This is a genomic window from Phenylobacterium sp. (assembly GCF_028290885.1).
Classification (GTDB): Bacteria; Pseudomonadota; Alphaproteobacteria; order Caulobacterales; family Caulobacteraceae; genus Phenylobacterium.
Map to the genome: position 1 here is coordinate 1 of NZ_JAQGIZ010000272.1, position 11,453 is coordinate 11,453.

At 70.5% G+C, this 11,453-nt stretch carries 13 protein-coding genes; 5 read left to right on the plus strand and 8 right to left on the minus strand.

From position 1 onward, the window contains the following. The 4 genes from JWP28_RS17975 to JWP28_RS17990 all read right to left on the minus strand — a co-directional run. Window positions 1-1,276, minus strand: a 1,276-nt coding sequence (locus JWP28_RS17975; protein WP_299545072.1) for a S41 family peptidase, incomplete at its 3' end; no start/stop codon positions are given. A gap of 70 nt (window positions 1,277-1,346) precedes the next feature. Next, on the minus strand, window positions 1,347-2,231 hold the full coding sequence (locus JWP28_RS17980) for a peptidoglycan DD-metalloendopeptidase family protein (protein ID WP_299545073.1): 885 nt from the start codon (window positions 2,229-2,231) through the stop codon (window positions 1,347-1,349). A gap of 14 nt (window positions 2,232-2,245) precedes the next feature. Beyond that, on the minus strand, window positions 2,246-2,725 hold the full coding sequence (gene rlmH, locus JWP28_RS17985) for a 23S rRNA (pseudouridine(1915)-N(3))-methyltransferase RlmH (RefSeq protein ID WP_299545074.1): 480 nt from the start codon (window positions 2,723-2,725) through the stop codon (window positions 2,246-2,248). 37 nt (window positions 2,726-2,762) lie between these two features. Then, window positions 2,763-3,326 carry a surface-adhesin E family protein gene (locus JWP28_RS17990; protein WP_299545075.1) on the minus strand — a complete coding sequence of 188 codons (564 nt, stop codon included), beginning with the start codon at window positions 3,324-3,326 and terminating at the stop codon, window positions 2,763-2,765. 147 nt (window positions 3,327-3,473) lie between these two features. On the opposite strand from JWP28_RS17990, the gene JWP28_RS17995 reads away from it, so the two are divergent. Beyond that, the gene (locus tag JWP28_RS17995) at window positions 3,474-3,653 is read left to right on the plus strand and encodes a hypothetical protein (RefSeq protein WP_299545077.1); all 180 of its coding nucleotides are present in this window, start codon (window positions 3,474-3,476) and stop codon (window positions 3,651-3,653) included. 45 nt (window positions 3,654-3,698) lie between these two features. Here JWP28_RS17995 and JWP28_RS18000 read toward each other — a convergent pair whose 3' ends face one another. From JWP28_RS18000 to JWP28_RS18015, 4 genes are all read right to left on the minus strand, one after another. Next, window positions 3,699-5,066, minus strand: a complete 1,368-nt coding sequence (locus JWP28_RS18000) for a M20/M25/M40 family metallo-hydrolase (RefSeq protein WP_299545078.1) — start codon at window positions 5,064-5,066, stop codon at window positions 3,699-3,701. A 196-nt stretch (window positions 5,067-5,262) separates the two neighbouring features. Continuing rightward, window positions 5,263-5,706: a cupin domain-containing protein gene (locus tag JWP28_RS18005; RefSeq protein ID WP_299545079.1), complete on the minus strand. Its 444-nt coding sequence runs from the start codon at window positions 5,704-5,706 to the stop codon at window positions 5,263-5,265. A 64-nt stretch (window positions 5,707-5,770) separates the two neighbouring features. After that, entirely contained in the window at window positions 5,771-6,577 is an 807-nt protein-coding gene (locus JWP28_RS18010; protein WP_299545081.1) for a hypothetical protein, read from the minus strand. A 95-nt stretch (window positions 6,578-6,672) separates the two neighbouring features. Further along, entirely contained in the window at window positions 6,673-7,797 is a 1,125-nt protein-coding gene (locus JWP28_RS18015; RefSeq protein ID WP_299545082.1) for a hypothetical protein, read from the minus strand. Window positions 7,798-8,153: 356 nt separating this feature from the next. On the opposite strand from JWP28_RS18015, the gene JWP28_RS18020 reads away from it, so the two are divergent. The 4 genes from JWP28_RS18020 to JWP28_RS18035 form a co-directional block, all read left to right on the plus strand. After that, entirely contained in the window at window positions 8,154-8,909 is a 756-nt protein-coding gene (locus JWP28_RS18020; protein WP_299545083.1) for a PEP-CTERM sorting domain-containing protein, read from the plus strand. A gap of 280 nt (window positions 8,910-9,189) precedes the next feature. Next, a complete protein-coding gene (locus JWP28_RS18025) occupies window positions 9,190-9,996 on the plus strand; it encodes a PEPxxWA-CTERM sorting domain-containing protein (protein WP_299545084.1) in 807 nt (268 codons plus the stop codon). 53 nt (window positions 9,997-10,049) lie between these two features. Beyond that, window positions 10,050-11,084: an HWE histidine kinase domain-containing protein gene (locus JWP28_RS18030; protein WP_299545085.1), complete on the plus strand. Its 1,035-nt coding sequence runs from the start codon at window positions 10,050-10,052 to the stop codon at window positions 11,082-11,084. A 13-nt stretch (window positions 11,085-11,097) separates the two neighbouring features. Continuing rightward, on the plus strand, window positions 11,098-11,453 hold a 356-nt coding region (locus JWP28_RS18035; protein ID WP_299545087.1), incomplete at its 3' end, for a YccF domain-containing protein.

Below are 11,453 nucleotides of genomic sequence, written 5' to 3' on the forward strand. Positions count from 1 at the left end.
GCAGCACGTCCTCGGCGCGGGCCAGCTGGAAGTCCTTCTTGGCGTCGAAGGTGTCCGGCGGCGCTTCGGCCGGGGCGTGCGGGGCCTTGCGGACCTTGCCCTCCTCGGCGTTCAGCGCGTTCTTGAACGACGCTTCCGAGAACTGGTAGGCGTGGTTGGCGATGGTCTGGGCCTCGTCCTTGGTGGACGCGACCTCCAGGTCCGGCTCGATGCCGGTCTTCTGGATCGAGCGGCCGGAGGGCGTGTAGTAGCGCGCCGTGGTCAGCTTCAGCGCGCCGTCCATGCCGCCGCGCAGCGGGATCACCGTCTGCACCGAGCCCTTGCCGAAGCTGGTCAGGCCGACGATCTCGGCGCGCTTGCGGTCCTGCAGGGCGCCGGCGACGATCTCGGCGGCCGAGGCCGTGCCGCTATCGATCAGCACCACCATCGGCAGGCCGTTGGTGATGTCGCCCGGCCGGGCGTTGTAGCGCTCCACGTCGCGCGGATCGCGGCCGCGCTGGCTGACGATCTCGCCGCCTTCCAGGAACAGGTCGGAGACGCCGACCGCCTGGTCAAGCAGGCCGCCGGGGTTGCGCCGAAGGTCGAGGATCAAGCCCTTCATCTTCGGGTTCTTGGCGTGGATCGCGGCGAAGGCGGCCTGCGCCTCGTCGGTGGTCTTCTCGTCGAAGCCGGAGACGCGCAGCACGCCGTAGTCGCCCTCGAGCCGGGCGGTGGCGGTCTTCTGCTTGATGATCTCGCGGACCACCTTCACGTCGAAGGGGTCTGCCTTCTCGCGGGCGATGGTCAGGGTGACCGTCTCGCCGGGCTTGCCGCGCATCTGCTTGACCGCGTCGCTGACCGAGAGGCCCAACACGCTGTCGCCGTTCACTGCGGTGATGTAGTCGCCGGGCTTGAGGCCGGCCTTGGCGGCCGGGGTGTCGTCGATCGGCGAGATCACCTTGACCACGCCGTCTTCGCTGGTGACCTCGAGGCCCAGGCCGCCGTATTCGCCGCGCGTCTGATCGCGCATGTCGTCGAAGCCCTCGGGGTCGAGGTAGCCGGAGTGCGGGTCGAGCGAGGTCAGCATGCCGTCGAGGGCGGCGTGGATCAGCTTGGTGTCGTCCACCGGCGTCACGTACTGGCGCTCGACCGTGTCGAGCACGTCGCCGAACAGCCCCAGCATGCGGTAGGTGTTGGCCTTGGGCGTCGCCGCCGCCATGGCGTGCTGGCTGACGTAGGCCATGGAGCCCGCGCCGAGCACGAAGGCGGAAACGCCAATCAGGAGGTACTTCTTCATCGCCTGCCGTAGGCTCCCTTGCGGCCGCAGCCGCTGTGAAACAGGCCCCTACGAACGCTTATCAGGGCGCTCAGCCCGCTTTATTCAACCAACGCCCCGGATCGACCGGCGCTCCCTGTTCCCGGACCTCCAGGTAAAGTTCCCTGGAAGCTTTCTTGTCTTCCGCCCCGCCGTTGGCCGATTGTCGGCCATCCGGCATCCATCCGACAGCCTGGCCGGCCGCGACAGATTGCCCGACCGCGACCGATGTCCTGTCAAGCCCAGCAAGCACCAGATGGTAGCCGCCCGCCAGTCTTAATATCAAGATGACGCCCCAACCCTTTACGGGGCCTGCATATTGGACAAACCCCGGACCGGGACTGGCGACCTTGGCCCCGCCGCTTGCGGCGAAAGTCAGTCCGTTGGAACGGCCGCCGCTCGAAAGCTGCTCGCCGAACCGCCGCACGATGGGGCCAGCGGTTGGACTAATGAGCCTTTGCGGCGGGCTGATGGCGGTGTTGGCGAGCGCCGGCGCGGCTCCGCGCAGCGCCGGCGGGCCGGCCGGCGGCGGACTCGCCTCGGCCAGCCTGCTTTCGTTGGTGAACAGCGCCTCGCTCTCGACGGCCGCGAGGCGGCGCTGGCGCATCATCTCGCCGGCCTCCTGCGCATAGCCGGTGGCGCGGGCCTGCAGCTCGGGCGTCATGGCCTTCACCAGGATGGCGGCGCGCACGGCGTCCTTGGCGTCCTTGGGCGAGACCAGCAGGGCCGGCGGCGGGTCGCGCTTCAGCTGTTCCAGAATCGAGAGCAGGCGGGAGAGCTGGCTCATGTTGCGCGCCTGCTCGGCCGAGAGCTCGGTCTCCTCGACGTTCAGCCGCGCCAGCCGCTCGCCCGTAGCGGCGACTGCGACGGCTCCCAATGCCGCAGCGCCGAGCGCAAGGGCGGCGAGCGTCGCGGTGAGGATCAGCCCAGTCTTCATCGAAACAGTCTTCATCAGTCGCGATGATAGGGTGAACCGGCCAGGATTGTGACCGCCCGATAGACCTGTTCGGCCAGCATGGCGCGGGCCATCGCATGCGGCCAAGTCTGCGGCCCGAACGCCAGCCTGCCGTCGGCCTGGCCAAGCAGCGCCGGATCGAGGCCGTCGGCCCCGCCGATCAGGAACACCACCCGCCGCACGCCGCGGTCGCGCAGGGCCGCGATCTCCTCGGCGAAGGCGCGCGACGGCCTGGCCTGGCCGTGCTCGTCGCAGGCGATGACCCATTTGCCGCCTGGGGGGCCGTCGGCCAGATGCGGCCGCAAGGCCTCGGCCTCCGCCGCCTTGCCGGGCTTGCGGCTCTCGACCTCGATCACCTCGACGGGGCCGAGCCCCAGCGCGCGGCCAGCGGCGCCCGCCCGCTCCGCATAGGTTTTCACCAGCTCGGTCTCCGGCGAGCGCGCGAGCTTTCCGATGGCGACGATCGAGATCTTCAAGACGGCATCCTGCGCCGCGGCGGCGGCCGGCGCAGGTCTATCGCCGCCGGCTCGGCTTGTCGCGATGCGCGGCCTTCCCCGGCGGCGGGTCTACGGCTTGCAGCGGCGGCAGCGGCGCGGCCGCGTCCCAGCCCTGCATCAGGCTGATGACCACCTGGCTCACGGATTTCGCGGCGATCGCCCCGCGGCCCGCACTGCCCTCGCAGGCCACGCGCAGGCCGATGTCGGCCTCGCTGTCCGAGGCCGGCTTCCAGCTCGCGTCCGCATTGTCCTTGTGCATCACCAGCGCGCCGAACCGCGAATAGACGAAAAAGCTCCGCCAACGGACCTTGTGACCGGCGCAGTCGTATTCATTGAGCATGCGCACGTAGCCGGGCTGCTGCGGCCCGTCGGAGACCAGGCTGCGCTTGACGCTGACGCTCCAGGCCCGGCGCATCGCGCCGTCGGCGTCCACCCGCTCGACGGCCGCCGGATCGATCACGGTGACCGCGTCCGGCCCCGAACCGATGACCGTGTAGACCGCCGCGTCGGCGCGGCGCGCGCCCAGCAGGGCCGCGCAGGTTGCGATCGCGATGGGCCATCGGCGCGCATGGGAGGTCATGTCAGGTAAGTCCCCGTTCCCCGCGCCAGCTTACCGCCCCGCCCCCTCAAGCCCAGGTTACCGCAGAGTGGCCGCGGCATTTGGATGGACGGCCCGCAAGGCCTGTGTCCGAATGCCGAATCGCGACCACAAGTTGGGAGAGGGACCTTGAAACTCGTGACCCTGGCGCTCGCGGCCGCCGCTGCGCTCGCCCTGCCGGCCGGCGCGGCCTCGGCGCGACCGATGCATCACCGCCACCATCATTACGTGGTCTATCGCCACCACCATCACCACCACGACTACGTGGTGTATCGCCACCATCACCACCATCATCATACGCAGTACTAGCCAAGCTCCGGCGGCTCGAGCCGCTGGCGGGTCGCCGGGACGGGGTCATGGCTTCCCAGGCGGCGGCGCTTCACGCGCCCAGCTGCCCGGCGGGCCCGGGAACACCACGGGGCTCTCATAGCCGTCGGCGCCGACGGCGCTGACGCCGAAGAACCAGTCGTCGATGTTGACGGCCCGCAGCACCGCTTCGCCGGTGGGAGCCGCCTCGCGGCTGTAGCGCCACTGAGGGTCGGTGGTGGCGCGCCACCAGAGGCGGTAGCGCGCCGCGTCCGCCGCGGGCTTCCACTTCACGGTGGTGTCGACGGAGACCGCGCCGGAGATCTCGACCCCGGTCGGCGGGGCCGGCGCCATCGCCAGCGCCGCCATCGAGACGGCGTTCAGCCGGGTGACCTGGGCCAGGTAGGCGAAGTCGACGCCCTCGATCACGTCGCCGTAGCGCACGCCGCCCTCGGTGCGCAGGTCCTGGTGCTGGCGGTTGTAGTTCTCGTTGGCCTCGGTGACGCGGACCGCCGGGAAGCCGGCGTTCAGCATCTCCACCTGGTCGCCGCCGCGCCCGAAGCGGTCGGTGCGGTAGACCATGGTCACGTCGAAGTTGGCCAGGTAGCGGTCGGCGACGCCGTCCATGAACCGGGCGAGCTGGCGCGAGGGGCTGTCCACCTCGCCGCCGTTGTAGCGCCGCTTGTCGGCCTCCTCCTTGGTCTCCACCGCCTTGGTTCCCTCGGAGAACACCCGCACGCGGGTGGTCTCGCGAGTCCCGGCCAGGCCCTCGGAATTGCCGACGATGTCGTTGTTGAGGTCAGCTTCCACCCGCCAGCCCTTGGCCTTGGCGGTGTCGGCCAGCACCTTGCCGCCGTAGAGCCCCTGCTCCTCGCCCGAGAGCACCGCGAACACCAGGGTCGCGGGGAACCTGTGTTTGGAGAGCACGCGCGCGGCCTCCATCACCGCGGCCACGCCGGAGGCGTCGTCGTTGGCGCCGGGGGCGTCGGCGGTGAAGTTCATGACGTCGGTGACCCGGCTGTCGATGTGGCCGGAGATGACGATCACCCGCTCCGGATCGGTGGTCCCGCGCTGGATGGCCAGCACGTCCATCACCTCGGTGGGATTGGGCACGCGGCGGCCGGTGACCGTTTCGGCCGGCGTTTCAATGATCAGGCAGCCGCCACAGTCCCTGGAGATGGCCCCGAACTCCGAAGCCACCCAGCGGCGCGCGGCGCCGATGCCGCGGGTGGCGGACTTGGTGTCTGACAGCGTGTTGCGGGTGCCGAAGGAGACCAGCCTGGCGATGATGGCGTGCTCGCGGTCCGGCGAGACCTGGCCGGCGATCTCGTGCAGCAGGGCGTGCTCGGTGGGCATGGGCTGGGCATGGACGGCGGTGGCGGCGAAGACGGCGGCGAGGACGAGGAAACGGCGCACGAAGAACTCCGGAACTGGGGCGGGGCGACCTTCGCCGTGCGGCCCCTCGCGCGCAAGGGGCGCCGCGATCCGCTTCAAGCCGGACCCCAAGGCGTTCAGGCACACCCCGCCGCCGACAGGCTACGCCGGCAAGCTCGGCCGCTTCACCGACCATTATCCGCAGGGCTGAGCCAGGCACCCGGCGGACCAGGCGCCGCTACTTCTTCGTGGGGTCGTCCTGCGGATTGACATAGGTCATGCCGAACGGCCCTTCGGCCGAAACCTGCACCACCGCGCCCGCCTTGCTGAAGGCGTAGTGGCTCATGCCCTTGGGCGCCACGGCGAACCCTCCGGCCGTCAACGCCGCGCTCTTGGCCGGGTCGAGCTTGTCGCCCATTCCGAGGCCCAGATCGCCGGACACCACCGTCACATATTCGTCGGTCGGATGGTGGTGCGCGGGGATCTTGTAGTCGGCCGGCATCTTCAGCCGGATCACGAACTGGCCGGCCTTCGCCGGATCGCCCGACAGCACCGCCATCTGCACGCCCTTTGGGAACACCGCCGGCGCAGGCCCCCACTTGAGATCGGCTGAATTGACCTGAGCGCCCGCGCTCGACGCCACGCTTACAAGGATCACAACGGCAACGGTTGTCTTGAGCATTCGCTCGTCTCCTTTGAAGGCGTGGCGAGCTTAGCAGCAAATCTGCGCGGCGGCGACGCGCCGCTCAGCGCGGGTAGTCGTAGGGCCGGTAGTAGTTCCAGGGCGCGGGCTGAGGCTGCGGCGCGGGCTGGCGATCGCCATAGTAATAGTACTGCTGGGCCGCGACCGCCCGCTGGCGCTCCTGGTCGGCGAGTGCGCGCCGCCGCGCGGCGTCGGCCATGGCGCGATCCTGCTCCGCCTGGGCGGCCATCTCCTCGGTCTCCGCCGCCGCGCGCTGGCGCACGGCTTCGGCGGCGGCGGTCTGGGCGCGAGCGGCGGCGAGCTGTTCGTCGGCCACCGCCACGGCGCGCGCGTCGGCCTGGGTCCTGGCCCGCTGCGCCTCCAGCTCGGCCTCGCGGGCCCGGCGTCGGCCGGCCACCTGCGCGCCGCAGGTCTTGAGGTCGGCGATCCCCTGGCCGGCGCCAGCCAGCGAGGCGCTCACCGCCTCGTCCGACAGCCAGGCGATCTGCAGGGTCTTGCCGTGACGCAGGGCGCTCAGCGTCTCGTCGCTCAGGCCCATCACCGCCAGGCCCTCTTCGCCGGTCCGCTGCACCAGGTTGGCGAAGGGCTTGCGGTCGATGCGGATCGGCAGGAAGGCCTGGCTGGGCACGCCCTCCCTGGTGAACCGAAGCATGACGCGCTCGCCGTCGGAGACCAGGGCGACGGGCGCGACGGCGCCGGATCGCGCGACCAGTTCGAGATCGGTGTGGCAGGCCGCGTCTTCGGGCGTGATCGCCCAGGCCGAGGCCTCCAGGTTCTCCGCGGCCGACGGTCCCGCAACCGCCCCCACGGCCAGGGCGCACAGGACTGCGCCACCCCCCAAAAGTCGCATTATGACAGCTCCTTAGCCGCCCCTCGGGGATAAGCTACGCCGAGCTTGCTCGCACGCCTAGGGGTGAGATGTCGCGGCGACCGTGCTTTTGGCGCCTAGGCCGCGTGGCTCAGCGGGGAGTCTGCGCCGAGGCCGCCTTCGAAGTCCTGCAGGATTTCCAGCAGTTCGTCGCTCGGCGCCATCAGCGGCTTGTTCTCGGGGAAGCGGTAGCGCCAGAAGCTGGCGACGTGGCTGACCATCCCGGCGCTTTCGCCGAGCGCCGTGAACAGCCCCGGCGACTTCAGCAGGAAGTCGCGGAAGGCGATGGCGTCGCCGTCGGTGAGCTGCTGGAACACCCCGTCATAGGCCTTGAGATAGCCCATCACGGTCTTGACCTGGGTCTCCAGGGCGGACCGCACACGCACCTTGGCTTCCTCGATCGCCACCATCAGGTAGCGGTCCCGCTGTCCGATCACCCGCACCGCGGCGACCTCCACCAGCATCTCCTTCAGCCGCGGCCAAAGGGTGTTGAGGACCCACTTGTAATAGAGGAAGCCCTTCCAGCTGAAGATGCCCTCGCGATAGCTTTCGCCCTCCAGCTGCAGGGTCAGGCGAAGCGGTTCGAGCCGCTCGTCGGTCTTGGACGAGAGCAGGGCCTCGACCAGGCGGCTCGTGGCCCCGCTGCTGCCGGCGCCGCCGTAGGCGAGCTCGATCAGGCGGGCGATCTCGCCGCCGACAAAGCGCTGCATCCGGTCGGCGTCGCCCGGCGAAATGTCGAAATAGGTCGAGCTGATCTCATAGCCGCGGCGCTTCAGGTGCTCGCGCAGCAGGAAGGGATCGAGCGACGGCATCTGGTCGAGCGCCTCCAGCACCTCGATGTCGCGCACCATGCCGTCCTCGTCGGGTCCGCCGCGCAGTTCGGCGAGCGCCGGCAGCCAGCTCCTCTGGCCCACGAACACCGCCCGGCCGCCCAGCGACAGGTCGGCGCGGTCGAAGGGCACGATCAGCTTGGTCGCCGTGCGCGGGCGGGTGTCGAACAGGTCGATCTCATCGGCGCGCAGGCGGTGCTTCAGGATCACCGCGCCGTTCAGGACTGGGCTGGTGAACATCGGCGCGTCATGGTGTTCGGCGTTGCCGGTGTTGCGCACCGACAGCACCGCCAGGTTCAGCACCCGGCTGGTGGACGCCGTCTTTTCCAGCCCCCGAAGGCTGCGGTAGATGCGCTCGTTTGAACCCGCCACTTGGACCGTCCGTCTGGTGCGCCTCGCACTGGAGCCCAGTACATCTCACGCAATCGACAAAGGACCGTTAAGGACGTCGGCGGCCCTTCGCCACGGCCGGCAGGACCCAGCCAAGGCGAAGCTTCACAGTCCAGAAGACAGCCCGGTATTGCAGAGCACCCCCGCGCGGAACCTATGCCGGGCTTGGGCCATTTGAATGTCCGTTGCAGAGCTGTCGCAGCTCTGCCGGTCCAGGATGTTGGATGTCCAGCGTGGCGCTGTTCACGGCATATTCGTCCAAGGCAGGGCCTCGGCGCGATACGTGGCCTGATTACTTGCGCAGCCGCAAGGTCTCCCCGGTTCCTCCGGCGCTCGTCATGGCGGCTATGTTGGCGGCCGGGCCGGCGGCGGCCGGGACCCCAGCCGCAACGTCCGCCGACGGCGCGCCCGCCGTCGCCTTGTCAGCCGACAACTGCTTCGACCGCGTCGCCGTGATCTTGAACAACAAGCCGCAGCCGTCGCCCGGCTCGGCCAGCCCGGAAGCGCCTGCTCTCGACGTCCGCCCGGTCCTGATCCTCTCCATGAATCAGCCGCGTCCGTGCACCGCCTACAAGGCGATCGGGGACATGTCGCCGTCCAGGCCGGTGATGTGGGCGCCCGGACCGGAGGATCCGTCCGCGCCGGCCAGCGTCACCGGCCAGGGGTGGCTCGGCGTCGAGACGCCCAGCGCCGCGCCGCCGCCGTTCGCGCCGCGCCTGCCGCTGTCCGGCCCGCTGGCCGACGCCGTCCTCCCCGACGCTCCGCCGACCGGCGGATTTACGGTCAGCGCCGGGTTCGTGCTTCCCGACGGCCTGCTCCGCGGCCGGGCCTCCGGCGCCGGCTCGGGTGGGCTGGCGACGGCGGCCTCCGCGGCCTCAGGCGGTGGCGGCCCGGCCTCCGGCCTTGGCTCGACGGCCGGTCCGCTGGCCGCCAACCCGTCGAAGACTCCCGACATCATCGACCCGCCTGCCGGCGCGCCGGGAATCGCCGGTCCCTCCGGGGTTCCCGAGCCGGCGACCTGGCTGATGCTCGTCGCGGGCCTCTTCGGCCTCGGCGCCGCCCTGCGTCAGCGCCCCCATCGCCTGGCGGCGTAGGGGCGCTCCAGGCTGCGGCGGATCGGCGCGGCGCGGGCCGGACCGCTGCGCCTGAACAGCGCCTTTCCCGAGCAAATTCATAAGATTCGGTAAGGCGGCGAGGGAGGGCGGGAACCTTCCATTAAGCACGACCATTTGCATTTCGTTAAGGAAGCGCCACAATGGGCGTCGGCTGAGGGTTGTTCCATGTTGGGCGGATCTCGAGCCGTACAAGTGCGGCCGAACAGTGAGGCTTAGTCTCGATTCCAGAGGTCGGTGCGGTCGGCGCCTCGGTCGTCTGGTGGCCTTCACGGTGCTGGCGGCGGCCATCGGCTTTGGCGCCTCGCCGGCCGCCGCAAATCCGCTCACGGACTGTTTCGACCGCATCGCGGTGGCGGTTCACCATGTCCCGCATCCGCATGCGAAAGCCCCGCATCGCCTGGTCCACAAGGTCCGCCATGTGAAGCCGAGGCTGCATCCCAAGCCTCATCGGGTGAAGGTGGCGGTCCATCCCAAGGTCCACGCCCAGCGCACGCACTACATCCTGCGGCCCCGCGCCTGCGGGACCCACGAGGCGATGATGACGCCGGCGACGACCGACACGCCCGAGGCGCCGGAACTGCTGCTGGCCGCGCTCGCGGGGCCCGCCGCCGCGCCGGTCGGCGTCGACGTCGCCGAAACCACCCCGCTGCTCATCGGCCTGCCGACCGGGCCGGTCGGAGACACTTTCACCCCCGGCGACTTCGTTCCCGGCGGCCCCGGCGGCGTCACGCCCACCGGCGGCTTCGTCTTCCCCGGCGGCGGCGGTCCTGGCGGAACCCCGGGCGGCCCCGGCCAGCCCCCGGTCACGCCGCCGGGCCCGCCCATCGTGACTCCGCCCATCGTGACTCCACCGGTCGTGATCCCGCCGGTCGTGATCCCGCCGATCCTGCCGCCGGTCACGCCACCGGTGATCCCGCCGATCGTGATCGTCGACACCCCGCCCGGGACCCCCGTCGTCCCCGGCGGCATTCCCGAACCCGCCACCTGGGCGATGCTGATCGTCGGCTTCTTCGGGATGGGCGCGGCCCTGCGCCGCCGCAGGCAGCGGGCGGCTCCCCCGGCTTGACAGTCGACACCGCATCGGGAGCTTGGGGACTGCGGCACTCGGGAGCGCTCGACTTGGACGGACTGGCCGAACCTGAGGCGACCGAGGCCGTCCGCCCACCGGTCCCGGCAGACTTTCGAGCCGTCTTCGACGCGTCGCCGCGGCCGCTGCTGCTGATCGCCGCCGATCCGCCGAAATTCACCATGCTGGCCGTCAACGCGGCCCACGCGGGCGCCTTCGGAACGACCCCAGACGCCCTGCAGGGCTGGGGCGTGCTGGAAGTCTTCCCGCCCGAGCCCATGCCCGCCGTCGCAGAGTTCGTGGAGGCGGTCCGCACCTCCCTCGAGGCGGTCATCGCGGCCAGGGCGCCGGACCAGATGGCCGTCCGCGCCTACGCCGTGCCGACCTCCGATGGCGGGTACGACGAGCGCTACTGGTCGGCGACCAATTCGCCGATCCTGGGCGCTGGCGGCGAGGTGACCCACATCGTCAGCGCCATCCAGGACGTGACGGGCGAGGTGCTGGAGCGCCGCAGCGAAGAGGCGCGCAAGCTGCTGATGCGCGAGGTCGACCACCGCGCCCGCAATGCGCTCACCGTCGTGCAGTCCTTCGTCCGGCTCACCACGGCCTCCAGCCTGGAGGATTTCCGGCGCGTAGTGGACGGCCGCGTCGAGGCCCTCGCCCGCGCCCAGACCTCGCTCGCCGCCCGGCGATGGGAGGGAGCCTCCCTGGGCGGGGTCATCGAGGGCGAACTGGCCGCCATGGCGCAGCCCGGGAAATACAGTGTTTCGGGCCCCCACGTCCTGCTGCGGGCCGACGATGTGCAGGCGATGAGCATGGTGATCCACGAGCTCGCCACCAACGCCAGCAAGTATGGCGCGCTCTCCACCGCAGGCGGGACCCTGACCATCGCCTGGGACAAGGGCTCCGCCGGGGGCGTGACGCTGGTCTGGTGCGAAGAGGGCGGCCCCGCAGTCGCGCCGCCGGCGGAGGAAGGCTTCGGCTCCCGCCTCATCTCGCAGCTCACCCGCCAGCTGGGCGGCGACATCGTCTACGCCTGGCGCGCCGAAGGCCTGCGGGCCGAGCTCAACCTACCGTTCGGCGACTGAGCGGGGAGGGGCCATGCGACTGTTGCTGAACATCCTTTGGTTCGTGCTCGGCGGCTGGATCTCCGGCACGCTGTGGCTGCTGGCCGGGGTGATCTTCGCGATCACCATCGTAGGCCTGCCCTGGACGCCGGCGGCCTTCCGCATCGCGGGCTTCAGCTACTGGCCGTTCGGCAGGATGGTCGTCGACCGCGACCCGGGCGCGACGAGCTTTCTCCTGAACATCCTCTGGCTGGTGCTCGCGGGCTGGTGGCTGGCCCTGCATCACATCTTCCTGGCCGTCGCGCTCGCGGTGACGATCATCGGCATCCCGTTCGCCTGGCAGCACGTGAAGCTGGCCATGCTGTCGCTGACGCCGGTAGGCAAGGCGGT

Excerpts from the sequence above, each read along its gene's own strand:
- JWP28_RS17980 (WP_299545073.1), bottom strand. The coding sequence starts at position 2,231 with ATGAAGACTGGGCTGATCCTCACCGCGACGCTCGCCGCCCTTGCGCTC.
- JWP28_RS18020 (WP_299545083.1), top strand. The coding sequence starts at position 8,154 with ATGGCGGCTATGTTGGCGGCCGGGCCGGCGGCGGCCGGGACCCCAGCC.
- JWP28_RS18005 (WP_299545079.1), bottom strand. The coding sequence starts at position 5,706 with ATGCTCAAGACAACCGTTGCCGTTGTGATCCTTGTAAGCGTGGCGTCG.
- JWP28_RS18010 (WP_299545081.1), bottom strand. The coding sequence starts at position 6,577 with ATGCGACTTTTGGGGGGTGGCGCAGTCCTGTGCGCCCTGGCCGTGGGG.
- JWP28_RS17990 (WP_299545075.1), bottom strand. The coding sequence starts at position 3,326 with ATGACCTCCCATGCGCGCCGATGGCCCATCGCGATCGCAACCTGCGCG.